The sequence below is a fragment of the Streptomyces sp. NPDC127108 genome (assembly GCF_042677545.1).
In the GTDB taxonomy this organism is placed as follows: domain Bacteria; phylum Actinomycetota; class Actinomycetes; order Streptomycetales; family Streptomycetaceae; genus Streptomyces.
On record NZ_JBHXTE010000011.1, the window covers coordinates 56,727 to 76,522 of the forward strand.

Genomic DNA, 19,796 nt, shown 5'->3' on the forward strand with positions numbered 1-19,796 from the left:
GAGCGGCGTCCGAAGCGCTGTTGACGGGGTGTCGGGAGGAGTAGCATCCGCGCGAGATGCCCTCGACCAAGCGGAGGAACCATGCAGCCGACCGCCACGGTGCTGGTCTACAGCGACAACGCGAACACCCGTGAGCAGGTCCGCCTGGCCACCGGACGCCGGCCGGCCAGCGATGTCCCAGAAGTCCGCTTCATCGAGTGCGCGACGCTGCCCGCGGTCCTCGCCGAGCTCGAACGGGGCGGGATCGACGTGTGCGTCCTTGACGGCGAGGCCGTCCCCGCGGGCGGCATGGGCGTGTGCAGGCAGATCAAGGACGAGATCTTCCAGGCCCCGCCGGTGCTGCTGCTCATCGGGCGCCCGCAGGACGCCTGGCTGGCCACCTGGAGCCGTGCGGAGGCCGCGGTGACCCTGCCGGTCGACCCGGTGGAGTTCGCGGCCTCACTGGCCGCCCTGCTGCGTGACAGGACGGCCCTGAGCGCCTGACGGGGCTCAGACCGACTGGGGGCGCAGTCTCGCCGCGTCCGCGGGCTTGGAGCCCTCCTTGGCGCCGCCGAGGAGGGCGCTGCCCTCGACCCACTTCTTCCAGCTCACGTTCCAGTCGCCGAATCCGTTCCCGAACGGGTCCATGTCGGCGCCGTAACTGTTGACGACCTTCACGATGTCACCCTGACGGACGGTCTCGTAGAACCACGCGGCGTTGCCGGTGCTCATGCCGGTGCAGCCGTGGCTGGTGTTGGCGTAGCCCTGGGAGCCCACCGACCAGGGGGCGGCGTGCACGTACTCGCCGCTGTCGGTGACCCTCGTCGCGTAGTAGACCATCTTGTCGTAGAAGTCCGAGGCGCCGATGCTGGCGCTGGTCATGCGGACCGCGTACTCCTTGCCCAGGACCACCTTGATGCCGTTGCGCGTCGCGTAGCCGGGCTTGCCGGTGGTGACCGGCATGGAGTTGATCTCCTCGCCGTTGCGGTAGACGGTCATCCAGTGCGAGCCCGCGTCCGTCACCGCCACGATCTTGTCGCCGGTGGTGAAGCGCAGGGGCTTGGTCGCGGTGCCCCAGAGCCTGTCGGTGACCTTGATGCCCTCGAGGTTGCTCTCGACGTCGACGGTGGCGTCGGTGGGCCAGTAGTCCTTGGGGCGGTAGTGCAGCGTCTGGCTGTCCACCCAGTGCCAGGCGCCGTCCGTGGCGGGCTGCGAGCGGACCTTCAGGGCGCGTTCGACGACGGCCCTGGCCTCCTTGCCCTTGACCTTGGCGCTGAGCTTGGCCGTGACGGGCTGGCCGACGCCGTACTTGCCCGCCTCGGGGCCGAAGGTGACCTTCAGCTGCTTCTTCTTGGCGGCCTTGTCCGTGGCGAAGTTCAGGACCTTGCGGCCCGGTGAGCCCTCGTCGTCCTCGGTGCTGACCCGCACCGTGTAGTCCGCGCCCGCCGCGAGGGGCGCCGTGCTGTGCCACCGGGAGCCGTCGGCGGTCAGCTCGCCCGCCACGTAGCGGCCCATGGCGTCGGTGGCCGTGACGTCGGTGATGCGGCCCTCGTCGCCCTGCGCGGTGATTTCGAGCGGCTTGTCGGGGTCCGCCTTCTGGCTGCCCGCGGGGCCGTTGAACGCGATCTGGCTCGCCGCGTCGTACGGCTTGGCCGAGAGCGGATGGCCGTCGCTGCCGCAGGCCGTGGCCCCCGCACCGAGGGCGACCACCAGCATCGTGCAGCTCAGTACCGTGCGGATTCGCGGTGAGTGTCTCATGAGCACACGTTATGAAGATTCGTCAGGACCGGCGCGCCGAGTGACCCGTACGAGGTCCCCCGAAAGGCCGAACGGCCGAACGGCCGAGGGGCCCGGACGCTCCTGACGGAGTGTCCGGGCCCCTCGGGACCGCTGGTGCGGGAGAGCTACTGGTTCTGGTTCTCGCCGCGGTAGTACTCGAAGACCCAGCCCCACAGTCCGATGAGGAGCAGCGGAGCGGAGAAGTACAGCAGCCACCAGCCGAAGACGACGCCCATGAAGGCGAGCGCGCCACCGACGGCCAGGGAGAGCGGCTGCCAGCTGTGCGGGCTGAAGAAGCCCACTTCGCCGGCCTCGTCCGCGACGTCGGCCTCGGTGTTGTCCTGTGCGGAGGCGTCGACACGCCGGGCCGTGAAGGCCAGGTAGTAGCCGATCATGATGCACAGGCCGAAGGCCAGGAAGAGCGCGGTGGTACCGGCGGGCTCCTTCGACCACCAGCCATAGACGATCGCCATGGCCAGTACGAAGACGCTCAGCCAGATGAACATCTTGCCCTGGATCTTCACTTGCCGGCCTCCTTGCCGCCGGCGAGAGCCTTCTCGCCGTGACCGGCGTTCTCGAGCTGGTCGAGAGCGGCGATCTCCGGGTGGTGCAGGTCGAACGCCGGGGATTCGCTACGAATTCGCGGCAGTGTGAGGAAGTTGTGCCGCGGCGGCGGGCAGGACGTCGCCCACTCCAGCGAGCGGCCGTAGCCCCACGGGTCGTCGACCTCGATCTTCTTGCCGTACTTGGCCGTCTTCCAGATGTTGTAGAAGAACGGCAGGATCGACAGGCCGAGCAGGAACGAGGCGATCGTCGAGATCGTGTTCAGGGCGGTGAAGCCGTCCGCGTCCAGGTAGTCCGCGTACCGGCGGGGCATGCCCTCCGCGCCCAGCCAGTGCTGGACGAGGAACGTGCCGTGGAAGCCGATGAACAGCGTCCAGAACGTGATCTTGCCGAGCCGCTCGTCCAGCATCTTGCCGGTGAACTTGGGCCACCAGAAGTGGAATCCGGCGAACATCGCGAACACCACGGTGCCGAAGACGACGTAGTGGAAGTGCGCGACCACGAAGTACGAGTCCGACACGTGGAAGTCCATCGGCGGCGAGGCGAGGATGACGCCCGTCAGACCACCGAAGGTGAAGGTGATCAGGAAGCCGATCGCCCAGAGCATCGGGGTCTCGAAGGACAGGGACCCCTTCCACATCGTTCCGATCCAGTTGAAGAACTTCACGCCTGTTGGCACGGCGATCAGGAACGTCATGAAGGAGAAGAACGGTAGGAGTACGCCGCCTGTGACGTACATGTGGTGCGCCCACACCGTCACCGAAAGGCCGGCGATGGCGATGGTCGCGCCGATGAGACCCATGTAGCCGAACATCGGCTTGCGGGAGAAGACCGGGATGACCTCGGAGATGATTCCGAAGAATGGTAGGGCGATGATGTACACCTCTGGATGGCCGAAGAACCAGAAGAGGTGTTGCCATAGCAAGGCCCCGCCATTGGCCGCGTCGAAGATATGGGCACCGAATTTGCGGTCCGCCTCCAGGGCGAACAGCGCGGCGGCCAGAACCGGGAACGCGAGCAGCACGAGCACGGCGGTGAGCAGCACGTTCCACACGAAGATCGGCATGCGGAACATCGTCATGCCGGGGGCGCGCATGCAGATGATGGTGGTGATGAAGTTGACCGAGCCGAGGATCGTGCCGAAGCCGGAGAAGGCCAGACCCATGATCCACATGTCGGCGCCGATGCCGGGCGACCGGACCGCGTCCGAGAGCGGCGAGTAGGCGAACCAACCGAAGTCCGCGGCGCCGTTCGGGGTGAGGAAGCCACCGACCGCGATCAGCGAGCCGAACAGGTACAGCCAGTAGGCGAACATGTTCAGGCGCGGGAACGCGACGTCGGGCGCGCCGATCTGGAGCGGCATGATCCAGTTCGCGAAGCCCGCGAACAGCGGCGTCGCGAACATCAGCAGCATGATCGTGCCGTGCATCGTGAACGCCTGGTTGAACTGCTCGTTCGACATGATCTGCGTACCCGGGCGGGCGAGCTCGGCGCGCATGAAGAGCGCCATGACGCCGCCGATGCAGAAGAACGCGAACGACGTGACCAGATAGAGCGTGCCGATCGTCTTGTGGTCAGTGGTGGTCAGCCACTTGATGACGACGTTTCCCGGCTGCTTGCGCCTGACCGGCAGCTCGTCCTCGTACGAGTCGGCTGCTGCCGCGGCACCCTGGGGTTCGTTGAGGATGCTCACAGGTTGTTCGTCTCCCGGTTCTTCTCGTGGCCCGTCTGCTCGATGCCGGCCGGGATGTAACCGGTCTGGTTCTTCTTCGCGAGGTCCTCGAGGTGCTTCTGGTAGCGCTCGGGAGAGACGACCTTGACGTTGAAGAGCATCCGGGAGTGGTCGACGCCGCAGAGCTCGGCGCACTTGCCCATGAAGGTGCCCTCCTTGTTCGGAGTGACCTCGAAGGCATTGGTGTGACCCGGGATGACGTCCTGCTTCATGAGGAACGGAACCACCCAGAAGGAGTGGATGACGTCACGCGAAGTCAGTACGAAGCGGACCTTCTCGCCCTTGGGGAGCCAGAGGGTCGGGCCGGGGTTGCCGTTCTGCGGGTTCCGCTCGCCGGGCGTACCGACCTGGTAGACGCCGCCGGCGTTGGCCGGGAAGTCCTTGCGGAACCGGTCCGGAATGGCGTCCAGTTCCTTGGCGGTCCTGGCGTTGTCCTTGTTGGAGCCCTTCACGTTCTCGATGTAGTTGAAGCCCCAGCTCCACTGGAAGCCGACCACGTTGATGGTGTGGGCGGGCTTGTCGTCGAGCTTGAGGAGCTTGGACTCATCGCGTGCCGTGAAGTAGAAGAGCACCGAGACGATGATGAGCGGGACCACCGTGTACAGCGCCTCGATGGGCATGTTGTAACGCGTCTGCGGAGGGACCTCCACCTTGGTGCGGCTGCGCCGGTGGAAGATGATGCTCCACACGATCAGGCCCCAGACCAGCACGCCCGTGGCGAGCGCAGCCGCCCACGAGCCCTGCCAGAGGGAGAGGATCCGCGGAGCCTCCTCCGTGACCGGGGTCGGCATACCAAGGCGGGGAAAGTCCTTGTATGTGCAACCGGTGGCGGTTACCAGGACCAGGCCCGCAGTCAATGCCTGCAGCAGCTTCCGCCGCATCGGGCGCCGCGGCGAGCGGTCGGAGCCGTTGGGACTCACGTAGCGCCTTCCCGAGAGTCTCGCCCGCGCTGTTGGCTGCGGCCTTCTCGGTGGTCGGTCGCCGCCCTGCGTCGGGCAGGGGTTTGGATGTTTATGCGGACCAAACCCTACTGGACGCTATTTGGGGTCGCGCGGGGAGGGTGCCTAACGCGCCGCGGGTCACCCTGAAGAGGTGGGATGCCCCTCCGTCGGCCGGTATCTGACGGAGGGTTGGGGCGCCTCTCGGCTCGGGGCTGAGCCTTTGTTCGGCGGCTGCGGGTCCGCTGTGGCCGGTCGCGCAGTTCCCCGCGCCCCTTGGGCACGGATCACTGGCCCGAACGTTAGTTTTGCGGTGTGTCCTACTTCGACGTTGCCTCCGCTGCGCCCCTCCATCCCGTCGCCCGGCAGGCGCTGATGGCCTCTCTCGACGAGGGGTGGGCCGATCCGGCGCGGCTGTACCGGGAGGGGCGGCGGGCCCGGATGCTGCTCGACGCGGCGCGGGAGGCCGCCGCCGAGGCCGTGGGGTGCCGACCGGACGAGCTGGTGTTCACTCCATCGGGGACACGGGCCCTGCACGACGGCATCGCGGGTGCCCTCGCCGGACGGCGTCGGGTGGGGCGGCATCTGGTGGTGTCCGCGGTCGAACACTCGGCCGTACTCCATTCGGCCGCGGCGCACGAGGGGACGGGCGGCGCGGTGACCGAGGTCGGCGTGGACCGGGCGGGCGCGGTGACGGCGGCGGCGTACGCGGACGCGCTGCGCGAGGACACGGCGCTCGCGTGTCTGCAGTCCGCCAACCACGAGGTCGGCACCGAGCAGCCGGTGGCCGAGGTCGCCGAGGTCTGCCGGGCGGCCGGGGTGCCGCTGCTCGTGGACGCGGCGCAGTCCCTTCCGTGGGGCGCGGTGGACGGCGACTGGTCGCTGCTCGCCGCCAGTGCCCACAAGTGGGGCGGGCCCGCCGGGGTCGGTCTCCTCGCGGTGCGCAAGGGGGTGCGGTTCGCGCCGCGGGGGCCGGTGGACGAGCGGGAGTCGGGGCGCTCCCCCGGCTTCGAGAACATTCCGGCGATCGTGGCGGCAGCGGCGGCGCTGCGGGCGGTGCAGGCCGAGGCGGTGGCGCAGGCGGCGCGGCTGCGGGAGCTGACGGAGCGGATCCGGGCGCGGGTGCCGGAGCTGGTGCCGGATGTGGAGGTCGTCGGCGATCCGGTGCGGCGGCTGCCCCACCTCGTCACCTTCTCCTGTCTCTATGTCGACGGGGAGACCCTGCTGCACGAGCTGGACCGCGCGGGCTTCTCGGTCTCGTCCGGCTCGTCCTGTACGAGCAGCACGCTGACGCCGAGCCATGTGCTGACGGCGATGGGGGTGGTGAGCGAGGGCAATGTGAGGGTGTCGCTGCCGCCGGGCACCGAGGCCGCCGAGGTCGAGCGGTTCCTGGACGTGCTGCCCGGTGCCGTGGCCGGGGTGCGCGAGAAGCTGGGCGCGCCGGTCGGCACCGCCGCCGTGGGCACGCTGGACGAGCTGACCGTCGACGCCCTGGGCGAGCGCTGCCCGCTGCCCGTGATCGAGCTGGCGAAGGCGCTGCCCCGGGTGCGGGTCGGCGGCACGGTCACCGTCCTGTCGGACGACGAGGTGGCGGCCGTGGACATCCCGGCGTGGTGCTGGACGCAGCGCCAGGAGTACGTCGGGGCCCGGGAGCGGGCGGACGGGGTGGCCTACGAGGTGCGGCGGCTGGTGTGAGCCGGGTGCCGGGTGCGGGCGCCGGTCGGCGTCCGCACCCGGCGGCCGGTCACGGCAGGTGGACCTTGACCTCGGCCGCGGCCTCGTCGCCGTACTGCTTGGTGAAGCGCTCCATGAACTGGACGCGGTGCAGCTCGTACTCCTGGGTGCCGGTGGTCTCGATCACCAGGGTGGCGAGCATGCAGCCGACCTGGGCGGCGCGCTCGTGCGAGACGCCCCAGGCCAGGCCGGAGAGGAACCCGGCGCGGAAGGCGTCGCCGACACCCGTCGGGTCGGCCTTGGCCTTCTCCTCGGGCACGCCGACCTCGATCGGGTCCTCGCCGACGGCCTCGATGCGCACGCCGTTCGCGCCGAGGGTGGTCACGCGGTGGCCGACCTTGGCCAGGATCTCGGCGTCGGTCCAGCCGGTCTTGGACTCGATGAGCCCCTTCTCGTACTCGTTGGAGAAGAGGTACGTCGCGCCCTCCAGGAGGGTGCTGATGTCGTCGCCGCTCATGCGGGCGATCTGCTGGGAGAAGTCCGCGGCGAACGGGATCTCGCGGGTGCGGCACTCCTCCGTGTGGCGGAGCATCGCCTCCGGGTCGTCGGCGCCGATCAGGACCAGGTCCAGGCCGCCGACGCGGTCGGCGACGGTCTTCAGCTCGATGAGGCGGGCCTCGCTCATCGCGCCGGTGTAGAAGGAGCCGATCTGGTTGTGGTCGGCGTCCGTGGTGCACACGAAACGGGCCGTGTGCAGGGTCTCGGAGATACGGACCGAGGCGGTGTCCACCCCGTGCCGGTCGAGCCAGGCGCGGTACTCGTCGAAGTCGGCGCCGGCGGCGCCGACGATGACGGGGCCGGTGCCGAGCTGGCCCATGCCGAAGCAGATGTTCGCGGCGACGCCGCCGCGGCGGACGTCTAGGGCATCGACCAGGAAGGAGAGGGAGACCGTGTGCAGCTGGTCGGCGACCAGCTGGTCGGCGAAACGGCCGGGGAAGGTCATGAGGTGGTCGGTGGCGATGGAGCCGGTGACTGCGATTCGCACGGCTGAAAGCTCCTGCGGCGAGGCGAGGGGTTGACGGTTAACGCTATCCGGTCGAACACCCAACATAGAACTGGCCAAAAATACCCAATAGTAGGGCTTTCTTCTTCGCCGTAGCGGTGCATACGGTTCCGTTATGGCCGTCACCCCGAAGTACAGCGTCCCGCAGCACTCCGCCGAAGCCGTGGAGGTGTCGCGCGCCGAGACCCTGGAGACGCTGCGCGGCGACTGCGCCCGCATGGCCCCGCACTGGGTGGTGCCCGCCGTCGCGGCCGCGCCGGTGCCGCCGTCGCTGATCCACGGGGTCACGGTCCCGGCCGCGTCCGCCCGCGTCATCGACCGCATGCCGGACTACGGCAACTGACACCGGAGTACGGGCACTGACACCGGCACTGGCACCGGCGCCGAAATCGGCCGCGCCGCCCGGCGCACGCTGAGGGAACCGTGCGCTCCCCCGCCGCGTCCCACCGCTGTCCCCTTCAGAGGGGATGCGATGTACGCCGAAACCTCATGGGTGGGGTTTCTGCGACCAGGGACGGCTGGGCGTTCTAAGGAGCGATGCGGTGAGCAGCGAGCAGACGCAGGACGGACAACGGCGGCGGTCACCGCTGATGGTCGCCTCGGTCGCGGCCGCGGTGCTGCTCGCGGGCGGCGGCGGGGCGTATCTGGCGACGATGTCGTCCGACGGCGACGGGGGCCGCGACTCGGCGACGGGTGACGGCGGCGCGCCGCCGCCGCTCACCCTCGACGCGTACACGGGCGACCGCGACGGCCGCAGCAGCCAGGGCCCCGACGGCAGCACCGAAGGCATCGCGCCGGGCGAGCCCGACCCGAGCGGCGCGACGTACAAGGCCGTGGGCGAGCTGCCCGACGGGCCGGACTCGGCGGCCGTGCACCAGGTGCGCGACGACGTCCCCCGGGACCGGGTGGACCGGCTCGCGAAGGCCCTCGGCCTCTCCGGCACCCCGGTCACCCGCGACGGCGCCTGGTGGATCGGCCCCTCGAACGACGGTGCGGGCCCCTCGCTGCGGGTGAGCAAGTCGGCGCCGGGCACGTGGACGTACACGCGGCACGCGACCCCGGGCGGCGACAACTGCCTGAAGGGCAAGCGGTGTCCGGGCACGGGTCCGGGCGCGGATTCGAGTACGGGCACCGGGACCGCCGACCGGCGTCCGGCCGACGACTCCGGCGGCGCCGTCAGCGAGGCCGCCGCGAAGAAGGCGGCCGCCCCCGTCCTGAAGGCCGTCGGCCTGGACGACGCGAAGCTCGACGCACGCCAGCTCATGGGGGCGGTGCGGGTGGTGAACGCCGACCCCGAGGTGGGCGGTCTGCCGACGTACGGCTGGTCGACGGGGGTCCAGGTCGGCGCCGACGGCCAAGTGGTCGGCGGCAGCGGTCACTTGACCGAGCCGGAGAAGGGCGCGACGTACCCCGTCGTGGGCGCGGACAAGGCCCTGGACCTGCTGAACAAGGCCGGTCGGGGCGACGGACGCGGGGGTGTCGGCGGCTGTGCGCGGCCGGTGCCGCACGCGGACGGCGAGGACGCGCGGAAGGGGCGGGGCACGGACGGCGGCGACCCGGCGCAGGGCCAGGGCGCCGACGGTGTGGCGCCGGGCGAACCCGCCCCCGGCGAGAACGCCCCCTGCCCGCCCTCCCCCAAGCCGCCGACGCCGCAGCCGATCGGGGTCGAGGACGCCGAGTTCGGGCTCGCGGCGCAGTTCGTGGACGGGCAGACGGCGCTCGTGCCGTCGTGGCTGTTCGAGGTGAAGCCCGCGGGCGCGCCGGACGCCTACACGGTGACGCACCCCGCGGTGGACCCGAAGTACCTGCGGGCTCCGGGCGACTCCGGCACCGTCGGCCCCTCGCAGGGGCCGACCACCCGGCCCGGCGACCCGGACACCCGTACCGAGGACGTGAAGGTCGAGAGCTACAGCGCGTCGGGCCGGACCCTGACCCTGCACTTCACGGACGGGGTGTGCAGCACGTTCGCGGCCTCGGCGAAGGAGCGCGGCGGGCAGGTCGAGGTGCGGGTCACCTCGACCACGAAGAAGGGCACGGTGTGCGTCGCCATGGCCCAGTCCTACGTCCTGTCGGTGAAGCTGGACGAGCCGCTCGGCGACCGGAAGGTCGTGACCGAGGGCGGCACGGCGGTGCCGCGCGACGACGGCACACGCAAGGGCACTCCGGCGCCCCGGAATCCGGCGGCCCGGAAGTAACGCCCGTACCGGGCACGACGAAGGCGGCGGCTCCCCCCGAGGGGAGCCGCCGCCTTCGTACGCGCGGCCTGGCCGGCGCCCGCGCGGGGCGGGCGTGGAGCGGCTTAGCTGAACGAGTCGCCGCAGGCGCAGGAGCCGGTGGCGTTCGGGTTGTCGATCGTGAAGCCCTGCTTCTCGATGGTGTCGACGAAGTCGATGGAGGCACCGCCCAGGTACGGGGCGCTCATGCGGTCGGTGACGACCTTCACGCTGCCGAACTCCTTGACGACGTCGCCGTCGAGCGAGCGCTCGTCGAAGAAGAGCTGGTACCGCAGGCCCGAGCAGCCACCGGGCTGAACGGCCACGCGCAGCGCCAGGTCGTCCCGGCCTTCCTGGTCAAGGAGGGCCTTGACCTTCTCCGCGGCGGCGTCGGACAGGAGGATGCCGTCGCTCACGGTGGTGGTCTCGTCCGATACGGACATCTGCTTCTCTCCCGGGTTGTACGGAGACTGCTTGCCGACGGTTGCAACCGGCGGAGCGGCGTGTTCATTCCCATGCTCGCACACGGGGCCGCACGGGGGATGCGTCACATCGACACAATGGCCATCGTCAAACTGACGTGAAGCAGTTATGATAGATAGCGTCAATTCGACGAAAAGGATCCGTGGTGCCGACCTCCGGCCCACTTCGGACGCGGCCCCGGCCGCGTCCATCACAGAAGAAAGGGTGTGTGTCGTGACCACCGCCCAGTCCACCGTGGACCGCTCCGACCTCGACGTACAGCCGACCCCGCTCGCCCTGCTGCTGCTCGGCCGCGAGGCCGACCCCCGGAGCGAGCGCGGCGTGGAGTGCCCCGGCGATCTGCCCTCGCCCTCGGACCCCGGCCTGGTGGAGCGCGCCCGCGCCGCCAAGGAGCGGCTCGGCGACAAGGTCTTCGTGCTCGGCCACCACTACCAGCGCGACGAGGTCATCCAGTTCGCCGACGTCACCGGCGACTCCTTCAAGCTGGCCCGGGACGCGGCCGCCCGCCCGGAGGCCGAGTACATCGTCTTCTGCGGTGTGCACTTCATGGCCGAATCCGCCGACATCCTGACCGGCGACGAGCAGAAGGTGGTGCTCCCGGACCTGGCCGCGGGCTGCTCGATGGCCGACATGGCGACGGCCGAGCAGGTCGCCGAGTGCTGGGACGTGCTGACCGAGGCCGGCATCGCCGAGCAGGTGATCCCCGTCTCGTACATGAACTCCTCCGCCGACATCAAGGCGTTCACGGGCAAGCACGGCGGCACGATCTGTACGTCGTCGAACGCGAAGCGGGCCCTGGAGTGGGCCTTCGAGCAGGTCGACGCCACCACCGGCAAGGTCCTCTTCCTGCCCGACCAGCACCTCGGCCGCAACACCGCCGTGCGCGACATGGGCATGTCCCTGGAGGACTGCGTCGTCTACAACCCGCACAAGCCGAACGGCGGCCTCACCGCCGAGCAGCTGCGGGACGCGAAGATGATCCTGTGGCGCGGGCACTGCTCGGTGCACGGGCGCTTCTCGCTGGAGTCGGTCGAGGACGTGCGGGCCCGCATCCCCGGCGTGAACGTGCTCGTCCACCCGGAGTGCAAGCACGAGGTCGTGGCCGCGGCGGACTACGTGGGCTCCACCGAGCACATCATCAAGACCCTGGAGGCGGCCCCGGCGGGATCGAAGTGGGCGATAGGCACCGAGCTGAACCTGGTGCGGCGCCTCGCGAACCGCTTCGCCGCCGAGGACAAGGAGATCGTCTTCCTCGACAAGACGGTGTGCTTCTGCTCGACCATGAACCGCATCGACCTGCCGCACCTGGTGTGGACCCTGGAGTCCCTCGCCGACGGCAAGCTCGTCAACCGCATCGAGGTCGACCGGGAGACCGAGCAGTTCGCGAAGCTCGCCCTGGAGCGGATGCTGGCGCTGCCGTAGCTCACTCGCCCCGCGGCCGGACCAGGCCCGACTCGTACGCGATGACGACGAGTTGGGCCCGGTCGCGGGCACCGAGCTTGGCCATCGCGCGGTTCACATGGGTCTTCACCGTGAGCGGGCTGACCTCCAGGCGTTCGGCGATCTCGTCGTTCGAGTGACCGCCCGCGACCTGCACCAGGACCTCCCGCTCCCGTCCGGTGAGCGCGTCCAGGCGCTCGCTGCGGGCGGGTGCGTCCCCGTCGGAGCCCTCGCCCTGCGCGAGGAACCGGGCGATCAGGCCCTTCGTCGCCGTGGGCGAGAGCAGCGCCTCGCCCGCCGCCGCGATCCGGATGGCGCCGAGCAGCTCGTCCGGCTCCGCGCCCTTGCCCAGGAAGCCCGACGCCCCCGCCCGCAGGGACTGCACGACGTACTCGTCGACCTCGAAGGTGGTCAGCATCACCACACGTACGTGGGACATGGCCGGGTCGTCGCTGATCATCCGGGTCGCGGCCAGACCGTCGGTGCCCGGCATGCGGATGTCCATCAGGACGACGTCGGCGGACTCGGACTTGGCGAGCCGCACCGCCTGGGCGCCGTCGGAGGCCTCGCCGATGACCTCCATGTCGGGCTCGGAGTCGACGAGGACCTTGAACGCGCTGCGCAACAGCGCCTGGTCATCGGCGAGCAGCACCCGGATCGTCACGCGGTAGTCCCTCCCTTGACCGTGGTCTGACCCCGGTCGCCCTGTTTCGCGGTCGTGACGGGCAGGATCGCATGTACCCGGAAACCACCTCCGTAGCGGGGCCCCGCGCTGCACCTCCCGCCGAGGGCACTCACGCGCTCACGCATGCCGAGGAGGCCGTGTCCGCCGCCGCGGTCCGGGTCGTCGGCGGCCTGGGCGTCCTCACCGGCGCCGTCGTCGAGGACGGTGATCTCCAGGTTCGGCCCCACGCGCACGACGCTGACCTCCGCCTTGGCGTGCTCCCCCGCGTGCTTCTGCACATTGGTGAGGGCTTCCTGGATGATGCGGTACGCGGCCAGGTCGACGGCGGCCGGGGGCGTCAGGTCGGCGTCGCCGCGGGCCACGTCCACGGGCAGGCCCGCGTTGCGGAAGGTGTCGACGAGGTCGTCGAGGCGGCCGAGGCCCGGCGCGGGCTCGGTGGGGGCCTCCGGGTCGCCGGTCTGGCGCAACAGGCCGACGGTGGCGCGCAGTTCGCCGAGCGCGGAGCGGCTGGCGTCGCGGACGTGGGCGAGGGCCTCCTTGGCCTGGTCGGGCCGCTTGTCCATGACGTGCGCGGCGACCCCGGCCTGCACGTTGACCAGGGCGATGTGGTGGGCGACCACGTCGTGCAGATCGCGGGCGATGCGCAGCCGTTCCTCGGCGACCCGGCGCCGGGCCTCCTCCTCGCGGGTGCGTTCCGCGCGTTCGGCCCGCTCCCTGATGGCGTCGATGAAGGCGCGGCGGCTGCGGACGGCGTCTCCGGCGGCCGCGGCCATGCCGGTCCAGGCGAAGATGCCGAGGTTCTCCTGCGCGTACCAGGGCAGGGGGCCCGCCAGCATGGCGACGCCGGTCAGGCCCGTCATGGTGACCAGGCCGATGCGCCAGGTGGTGGGGCGGTTGGTGGTGGCGGCGACCGTGTACAGGGCGATGACGGCGCACATCACGACCGGGGCGCGCGGACCGCTGGTCACCAGTTCCACGATGGAGAAGCCACAGGTGGCCGCGAGCACGGTCCAGGGGGCGCGGCGGCGGAAGACCAGGGTGGCGGCGCCGAGGCCCATGAGGGTGAGGCTCAGATTGCCCGGGGCGTGGACGTTCCAGGTGGAGCCGTGCTCCCCATAGGGCTCCGCGAAGGAGCCGATGACCATGCAGACGAGGGCGACGGCCGCGAGGACCGCGTCGACGGCCAACGGGTGCGTTCTGGCCCAGCCGCGGCACCGTTCAAAGTTGGTCACGTACTAAACGGTACGGGGCCGCTCAGACGGAGGGAACGGAAAGGGGGTTCCCTGGGCAGGCGTTGACCCGGCCCGTTGACGAGCACGGCCGAACACGGCCGAGCACGGCCGAGCACGGGCGGGGCACGCCGTGCGTCATCCGCGACCGGCCGTCGCTCGGCGCCCGACCGGTCCTGGCCCTCCGACCACCCCGGGGCTAGCCCGGGATGAGTCCGTCGTCGGAGAGCATGGCGCGGACCTCGTCCAAGGTCGCGTCGGGCGCCGGGAGGATCAGCTCGGACGGCTCGAGGGCGTCGTCGGGCAGTGGCTCGCCCAGCTCGCGCACCTTGTCCAGGAGCGCGTGCAGCGTCCTGCGGAAGCCGGGCTCGTCGCCGCTCTCCATCTCCTCGAGCAGCTCGTCGTCCAGCTTGTTCAACTCGGTGAAGTGGCTGTCGGCCAGCTTCACCTGCCCCTCCCCCATGATCCGTACGATCATGACGCCCTCCTCGGACGTGAGCGGTTCGGAAACGGCCCGAGCGGTTACTGCTTGTCGAAGCGCGGGGTGTCCCGCGGCTGCAGCTGCTGGCTCTGGCCGCCCTGGCCGCCCTCGATGGCCTGCTGCGACGCGCTGGAGCCGCCGGCCAGCTCGGCCTTCATGCGCTGCAGCTCCAGCTCTACATCCGTACCACCGGAGAGCCGGTCGAGCTCGGACTGGATGTCGTCCTTGGCGAGGCCGGAGGAGTCGTCGAGGGCGCCGGAAGCGAGAAGTTCGTCGATCGCGCCGGCCCGCGCCTGGAGCGTCGCGGTCTTGTCCTCGGCGCGCTGGATCGCCATGCCGACGTCGCCCATCTCCTCGGAGATGCCGGAGAAGGCCTCGCCGATCCGGGTCTGGGCCTCGGCGGCGGTGTACGTCGCCTTGATGGTCTCCTTCTTCGTGCGGAAGGCGTCCACCTTGGCCTGCAGGCGCTGGGCCGCGAGAGTGAGCTTCTCCTCCTCGCCCTGCAGCGTCTGGTGCTGCACCTCCAGGTCGCTGACCTGCTGCTGGAGGGCGGCTCGGCGGGACAGGGCCTCGCGGGCCAGATCCTCACGGCCGAGCGCGAGGGCCTTGCGGCCCTGGTCCTCCAGGGTGGAGGACTGCTTCTGGAGCTGGTTCAGCTGCAGCTCGAGGCGCTTGCGGGAGGTCGCCACGTCGGCGACGCCGCGGCGCACCTTCTGCAGCAGCTCCAACTGCTTCTGGTACGAGTAATCGAGGGTTTCGCGCGGGTCCTCGGCCCTGTCAAGGGCCTTGTTCGCCTTCGCGCGGAAGATCATCCCCATACGCTTCATGACACCGCTCATGGGCTTCGCGCGCCCCCTTCTGACGGACTTCCAGCTCCAGCTACTGCAACAGAACCCACGGTACGGGGTCTGTATCCATTACCGCACTGTTCGCGAGCGGATGCGCTCATCCCCAAGGACGACTGCACCGCCCGACTCTCCGGCGCAAGGAGTAGGTGCGCCCCTGGGAAACCGCCCCGCAAGGCCCCTTAGCCACATAATCAAGACGTCCGGTGTTGCGGGATCGTTCCCCACGGGACTGCGGTCCATTCCCCGGAACCCCGTACCCTTGGGCTTTGTGTTCCGTAGCCGATCCAAGGACGAGAAGGCCCCGGCAGCCAAGGCCCCGGTGACCGACTCTTCGTCCGAGCCCCGTGACCCGCAGGCCCCCAAGGGCCGCCCCACCCCCAAGCGTGCCCTGGCCCAGTCCCAGCGCCGCAGCGTGATGAACACGCCGACGACGCGCAAGGAGGCAGCCAAGCGCCAGCGCGACGAGCGCCGCGCCGCGATGGCCAAGCAGCGCGAGGCGCTGGCCAGCGGCGACGAGCGGTATCTGCCCGCGCGTGACAAGGGTCCGGTGCGCAAGTACGCACGTGAGTTCGTGGACTCGCGGTTCTGCGTCGCCGAGTTCTTCCTGCCGATGGCCGTGATCATCCTCGTCCTGAGCATGGTCCGCGTCCCGCAGCTGCAGAACATCGCGCTGCTCCTGTGGCTCTTCGTGATCGTCCTGATCGTGGTCGACTCCGTCGCCACGGTGATCCGGCTCAAGAAGCGCCTGAACGAGCGCTTCCCGGACGAGAACAAGAAGGGCGCCGTCGCGTACGCCCTGATGCGCAGCCTCCAGATGCGCCGACTGCGGCTGCCGAAGCCGCAGGGCAAGCGCGGGGGCCGGTCCTGAGCGAGGACCGGGGCGCGAGCCCTGGCGCGGGTGCGGCCGTCCGGCACGAACTGGTCGGCCGCCAGCTGGACGAGCGGATAGTGGCGCGGTTCCCGCTGGGCAAGCGGCTTCGGGTGCTCGACGTCGGCATGGGGCGCGGGGCGCAGGCGCTGCGTCTGGCCCGCGGCGGGCACGAGGTGACGGGCGTCGAGCAGGATCCGGACGCGCTCGCCGCCGTGCGCGCGGTGGTGGCCGCGGAGCCGGAGGGCATCCGGTCGCGGATGCGGGTCGTCGAGGGCGACGCGCGGGACACCGGCGTGCACTTCCTGCCCGGCAGCTTCGACGTCGTGCTGTGCCACGGCGGCCTGATGCACGTCGACGAGCCCGACGCGCTGCTCGCCGGGCTCGGCCGGGTGCTCGCGCCCGGCGGCCTGCTGTCCCTGGTGGTGCGCAACGCCGACGCCCTCGCCATGCGCCCCGGACTGCGGGCGGACTGGTCCGGCGCGCTCGCGGCCTTCGGCTCCGACACCTACCGCGACGAGAGCGGCGCCGAGGTCCGGGCGCACCGCCTCGACGCCGTCGGGCAGTCCCTCGCGGGCATCGCGGCACCGCTGGTCGCCTGGTACGGCGTCCGGGTCTTCTCCGAGGCCACCGACATACCGGCCGCCGGTCCCGACCTTGAGGCCCTGCTGTCCGCCGAGACCCGGGCCGGGCGCACGGACCCCTACCGGCGGGTGGCGACGATGCTGCACCTGTGCGGCGGGCGGGACTGACGCCTCGTGGCGAGGTGCGGGGCTCTGTAGCGAAGCACGGGGCCCTGTAGCGAGGTGCGGGACTCTTGGCGAGGTACGGGACCCTCGGGCGCCGCGGGCCGTGCGGCGCCCCTGACAGCGGCCCCTCTGCCCCCGGTCCGGCGGCCCCCTGTTCGGACGCTCCCCGCAGGACGGGGCGTTTGGCGCCGCCGAGACTCGGGCTATGAGACTGCTGCGTACCCGCGTCCCGTCGCTACCGGTGCTTCCCGCCGCCGCCGTCCTGGTCGTCCTCCTCGCCGGGTGTTCCGCCGGCGGGGGCGGTGGGGACGGGGACCGGGCGGACGAGTCGGACCGGTCGACCACGCAGGCGGCGCCCGCCGCCGCGAGCGACCTTCAGGACGACTACCAGAAGGTGATCAAGGACGTGCTGCCGTCGGTCGTCCAGATCGACGCGTCCGACAGCCTCGGCTCCGGGGTGGTCTACGACGACAAGGGGCACATCGTCACCAACGCCCACGTCGTGGGCGACGAGAAGGCGTTCCGGGTGACCACGGCCACCGGTGAGCAGCCGCTCGCGGCGAAGCTGGTGTCGGCGTACCCGGAGCAGGACCTCGCCGTGATCAAGCTGGACAAGGTGCCGAGCGGGCTGAGGGCCGCGAAGTTCGGCGACTCCACGAAGGTCGAGGTCGGCACGATCGTGCTCGCGATGGGCTCGCCGCTCGGCCTGTCGTCGAGCGTCACCCAGGGCATCGTCTCGGCGACCGGACGCACGGTCAGCGAGGGCCGGGACGACGGCGGCACCGGCGCCACCATCGGCAACATGGTGCAGACGTCGGCCGCGATCAACCCGGGCAACAGCGGCGGCGCCCTCGTGGACCTCGACGGTCAGGTCATCGGCATCCCGACGCTCGCCGCGACCGACCCGGACATGGGTGACGGCGCGGCCCCCGGCATCGGCTTCGCGATCCCCTCGTCCATGGTCAAGACGGTGGCCGGTCAGATCGTGAAGAACGGCCGGGTCACCGATTCGGGCCGGGCCGCGCTCGGCGTCACCGCCCGCACCGTGCTCGGCGACGACTACCGCCCGGCGGGCGTCGCGATCGTGGAGGTGCAGGACGGCGGCGCCGCGGCCGAGGCGGGCCTGGAGGACGGGGACATCGTCACCGACCTCGGCGGCACCCCCATCACCACCGTCACGTCGCTCTCCGAAGCCCTGGCGGCGGTCGAGCCGGGCGCCAAGGCGCGGGTGACGTACGTACGCGACGGGGCCGAGCGGACGACCGAGGTCACGCTCGGCGAGATGTAGCCGGGCGGCGCGCCGGTGGGTACGCGCGTCGCCGGACCGGCGGACCGGCGGACGGGCGGACGGGGGCGGCGCGAGCGCGCCACCCCCGCCGGAGCCGTCCGAGTCACCGGAGCCGCCCGGGTACCGGAGTCGCCCGGGCCGCCGGAGTCACCGGAGTCACCGGAGTCGCCGAAGCCGCTGGGCTTCAGGACCCCTGGGCCGCGTCCTGTGCGTGCAGGCTCATCGGGCCGTAGATCTCCGAGGTGTCCTCGAAGAGGGTCACCTGGTCCGCGCCGCCCTCGCTCAGGTCCTTCCAGTGCTCACCGAGCCAGGTCTCCGCGTCTCCCTGGGTGGTGAACTCCTCGGGCTGCACGGCAGGCTGGACCTCCGTCCCGTCCGCCTTCTCGAACCGCCACGTCCATGCCGCCATGTCAGCCTCCCGAGGTCCAGTGGGTGTCCCGGCAGCCGCCCGGAGCGGGAGCCGGAGCCGCTTGAAGCCTAGCCGGGCGCGCGGCCCCGGGGGCGACGCGGGAGGATCTTCCTGTGGAACTGACTCTGCTCGGCACCGGAGCCCCCGAAGGGCTGCCGTTCCCCGGCTGCCCCTGCGCCGTGTGCGCGACCGCACTCGGCGACGCGGCGCGGGCCGCCACGGCGCTGCTCGTCGACGGCGTCCTGCTGCTCGACCTCACGCCCGGCGCCGCCTTCGCCGCCGCCCGCGCCGGACACTCCCTCGGCGGGGTGCGCCAGGTGCTGCTCTCGCACCCGCACGACGGGCCCGCCGTGGAGGTGCCCGCGGGGCTGCCGCAGCCCGGGCGGGTGCCGGACGGCCGGGAGCTCGCGCTCCTGACCGGGCACCGGGTGCGCGCGGTGGCGACGGACGCGCCCGGCACCGGCTACGAAGTGACCGGGCCCGACGGCGACCGGCTGCTGTATCTGCCGCCGGGTGCGGCGCCCGCCGGTTTCCCCGCGGAGCAGGTCGCGTACGAGATGGTCGTCGCGGACATCGTCGGCCGCCCGGACGTCCTCGCCCGGCTGCGCGCGGCCGGGGGCGTGACCCCGACCACGGACGTCGTGGCCGTCCACATCGGGCACGGGGCGCCCGCCGGGGCGGAGCTGACGCGGCGGCTCGCGGCGGCCGGGGCGCGGGCCGTGCCGGACGGCACGACGCTGACCGTCGGCGCCTACGAGGACGTGCCCGACCTGCCGCGCCGCACCCTGATCCTGGGCGGGGCCCGCTCGGGGAAGTCCGTCGAGGCGGAGCGGCGCCTGGAGGCCTTCCCCGATGTGCTGTACGTCGCCACGGGTGGCACCCGGGGCGGGGACGGCGAGTGGGCGGAGCGGGTGCGGGCGCACCGCGAACGGCGCCCCGGTTCCTGGCGGACCACGGAGACCTGCGACCTCGTACCGCTGCTCACGGAGCCGGGGCCGCCGCTCCTCGTCGACTGCCTCTCCCTGTGGCTGACGCACGCGATGGACGAGGTGAGCGCCTGGGACGACGCCGAGTGGGCGAGCGGCGGGGAGCGCTCGCTGCGCAAGCGGGTCACGGAACTCACGGACGCGGTGCGCGGCACGCGCCGGGTCGTCGTCGCGGTCTCCAACGAGGTCGGCTCGGGCATCGTCCCCGCGACCGCCTCGGGCCGCCGCTACCGCGACGAACTCGGCCGCCTCAACGCCGCGTTCGCCACCGAGTGCGAACATGTGCTCCTTGTGGTGGCGGGCCAGGCGCTGACGCTGCGGGGCTGAGCGGGGCGGGTGTGAGCGGAGCGGCGCGCGGGCGGTGCGTGCGGAGCGGGGGCTTGCGAGG

General features: G+C 71.3%; 20 protein-coding genes. 9 read left to right on the forward strand and 11 right to left on the reverse strand.

The features are described 5' to 3' along the window. The first annotated feature begins 81 nt into the window (after nucleotides 1-81). The gene (locus ACFVHO_RS11550; RefSeq protein ID WP_385712522.1) at nucleotides 82-483 is read left to right on the forward strand and encodes a hypothetical protein; all 402 of its coding nucleotides are present in this window, start codon (nucleotides 82-84) and stop codon (nucleotides 481-483) included. 6 nt (nucleotides 484-489) lie between these two features. Here ACFVHO_RS11550 and ACFVHO_RS11555 read toward each other — a convergent pair whose 3' ends face one another. From ACFVHO_RS11555 to coxB, 4 genes are all read right to left on the reverse strand, one after another. Further along, entirely contained in the window at nucleotides 490-1,737 is a 1,248-nt protein-coding gene (locus tag ACFVHO_RS11555; RefSeq protein ID WP_385712524.1) for an Ig-like domain-containing protein, read from the reverse strand. 146 nt (nucleotides 1,738-1,883) lie between these two features. Continuing rightward, nucleotides 1,884-2,282 carry a cytochrome c oxidase subunit 4 gene (locus tag ACFVHO_RS11560; protein ID WP_030360903.1) on the reverse strand — a complete coding sequence of 133 codons (399 nt, stop codon included), beginning with the start codon at nucleotides 2,280-2,282 and terminating at the stop codon, nucleotides 1,884-1,886. Then, nucleotides 2,279-4,015: a cytochrome c oxidase subunit I gene (ctaD, locus tag ACFVHO_RS11565; protein ID WP_087883761.1), complete on the reverse strand. Its 1,737-nt coding sequence runs from the start codon at nucleotides 4,013-4,015 to the stop codon at nucleotides 2,279-2,281. The genes ACFVHO_RS11560 and ctaD overlap by 4 nt, the downstream gene beginning before the upstream one ends. Then, nucleotides 4,012-4,974 (reverse strand): cytochrome c oxidase subunit II, encoded by a 963-nt coding sequence (gene coxB, locus ACFVHO_RS11570; protein ID WP_030360905.1) that lies wholly within the window; start codon nucleotides 4,972-4,974, stop codon nucleotides 4,012-4,014. The genes ctaD and coxB overlap by 4 nt, the downstream gene beginning before the upstream one ends. Before the next feature lie 333 nt (nucleotides 4,975-5,307). Here coxB and ACFVHO_RS11575 point away from each other — a divergent pair, with 333 nt between their 5' ends. Continuing rightward, nucleotides 5,308-6,687: a cysteine desulfurase/sulfurtransferase TusA family protein gene (locus tag ACFVHO_RS11575; RefSeq protein WP_385712527.1), complete on the forward strand. Its 1,380-nt coding sequence runs from the start codon at nucleotides 5,308-5,310 to the stop codon at nucleotides 6,685-6,687. 49 nt (nucleotides 6,688-6,736) lie between these two features. Here ACFVHO_RS11575 and ACFVHO_RS11580 read toward each other — a convergent pair whose 3' ends face one another. Next, nucleotides 6,737-7,711, reverse strand: coding sequence for a carbohydrate kinase family protein (locus tag ACFVHO_RS11580; protein ID WP_385712528.1), 975 nt, complete (start codon nucleotides 7,709-7,711; stop codon nucleotides 6,737-6,739). 133 nt (nucleotides 7,712-7,844) lie between these two features. On the opposite strand from ACFVHO_RS11580, the gene ACFVHO_RS11585 reads away from it, so the two are divergent. After that, nucleotides 7,845-8,072: a hypothetical protein gene (locus ACFVHO_RS11585; protein ID WP_385712530.1), complete on the forward strand. Its 228-nt coding sequence runs from the start codon at nucleotides 7,845-7,847 to the stop codon at nucleotides 8,070-8,072. A gap of 199 nt (nucleotides 8,073-8,271) precedes the next feature. Beyond that, nucleotides 8,272-9,924, forward strand: coding sequence for a hypothetical protein (locus ACFVHO_RS11590; RefSeq protein ID WP_385712532.1), 1,653 nt, complete (start codon nucleotides 8,272-8,274; stop codon nucleotides 9,922-9,924). 104 nt (nucleotides 9,925-10,028) lie between these two features. Here ACFVHO_RS11590 and ACFVHO_RS11595 read toward each other — a convergent pair whose 3' ends face one another. After that, nucleotides 10,029-10,385, reverse strand: coding sequence for an iron-sulfur cluster assembly accessory protein (locus tag ACFVHO_RS11595; RefSeq protein ID WP_030360910.1), 357 nt, complete (start codon nucleotides 10,383-10,385; stop codon nucleotides 10,029-10,031). Between the two features lie 253 nt (nucleotides 10,386-10,638). Here ACFVHO_RS11595 and nadA point away from each other — a divergent pair, with 253 nt between their 5' ends. Beyond that, nucleotides 10,639-11,847, forward strand: coding sequence for a quinolinate synthase NadA (nadA, locus tag ACFVHO_RS11600; RefSeq protein WP_385712534.1), 1,209 nt, complete (start codon nucleotides 10,639-10,641; stop codon nucleotides 11,845-11,847). Nucleotide 11,848: 1 nt separating this feature from the next. On the opposite strand, the gene ACFVHO_RS11605 is transcribed toward nadA, so the two are convergent. From ACFVHO_RS11605 to ACFVHO_RS11620, 4 genes are all read right to left on the reverse strand, one after another. Beyond that, nucleotides 11,849-12,529, reverse strand: a complete 681-nt coding sequence (locus ACFVHO_RS11605; protein WP_385712536.1) for a response regulator — start codon at nucleotides 12,527-12,529, stop codon at nucleotides 11,849-11,851. Then, the gene (locus tag ACFVHO_RS11610) at nucleotides 12,526-13,782 is read right to left on the reverse strand and encodes a sensor histidine kinase (RefSeq protein ID WP_385712538.1); all 1,257 of its coding nucleotides are present in this window, start codon (nucleotides 13,780-13,782) and stop codon (nucleotides 12,526-12,528) included. Before ACFVHO_RS11610 ends, ACFVHO_RS11605 begins: the two co-directional genes overlap by 4 nt. Nucleotides 13,783-13,978: 196 nt before the next feature. Continuing rightward, a complete protein-coding gene (locus ACFVHO_RS11615) occupies nucleotides 13,979-14,257 on the reverse strand; it encodes a hypothetical protein (protein WP_385712539.1) in 279 nt (92 codons plus the stop codon). 44 nt (nucleotides 14,258-14,301) lie between these two features. Next, a complete protein-coding gene (locus tag ACFVHO_RS11620; protein WP_385712541.1) occupies nucleotides 14,302-15,099 on the reverse strand; it encodes a PspA/IM30 family protein in 798 nt (265 codons plus the stop codon). Between the two features lie 277 nt (nucleotides 15,100-15,376). Here ACFVHO_RS11620 and ACFVHO_RS11625 point away from each other — a divergent pair, with 277 nt between their 5' ends. From ACFVHO_RS11625 to ACFVHO_RS11635, 3 genes are all read left to right on the forward strand, one after another. Then, the gene (locus ACFVHO_RS11625) at nucleotides 15,377-15,976 is read left to right on the forward strand and encodes a DUF3043 domain-containing protein (protein WP_030360916.1); all 600 of its coding nucleotides are present in this window, start codon (nucleotides 15,377-15,379) and stop codon (nucleotides 15,974-15,976) included. Next, nucleotides 15,973-16,728: a class I SAM-dependent methyltransferase gene (locus tag ACFVHO_RS11630; protein ID WP_385712712.1), complete on the forward strand. Its 756-nt coding sequence runs from the start codon at nucleotides 15,973-15,975 to the stop codon at nucleotides 16,726-16,728. The genes ACFVHO_RS11625 and ACFVHO_RS11630 overlap by 4 nt, the downstream gene beginning before the upstream one ends. 202 nt (nucleotides 16,729-16,930) lie before the next feature. After that, the gene (locus ACFVHO_RS11635; RefSeq protein ID WP_385712543.1) at nucleotides 16,931-18,013 is read left to right on the forward strand and encodes a S1C family serine protease; all 1,083 of its coding nucleotides are present in this window, start codon (nucleotides 16,931-16,933) and stop codon (nucleotides 18,011-18,013) included. Nucleotides 18,014-18,197: 184 nt separating this feature from the next. On the opposite strand, the gene ACFVHO_RS11640 is transcribed toward ACFVHO_RS11635, so the two are convergent. Continuing rightward, nucleotides 18,198-18,422 carry a hypothetical protein gene (locus tag ACFVHO_RS11640; RefSeq protein WP_385712545.1) on the reverse strand — a complete coding sequence of 75 codons (225 nt, stop codon included), beginning with the start codon at nucleotides 18,420-18,422 and terminating at the stop codon, nucleotides 18,198-18,200. A 113-nt stretch (nucleotides 18,423-18,535) separates the two neighbouring features. On the opposite strand from ACFVHO_RS11640, the gene ACFVHO_RS11645 reads away from it, so the two are divergent. Further along, a complete protein-coding gene (locus ACFVHO_RS11645) occupies nucleotides 18,536-19,735 on the forward strand; it encodes a bifunctional adenosylcobinamide kinase/adenosylcobinamide-phosphate guanylyltransferase (protein ID WP_385712547.1) in 1,200 nt (399 codons plus the stop codon). The last annotated feature ends 61 nt before the right edge of the window (nucleotides 19,736-19,796 follow it).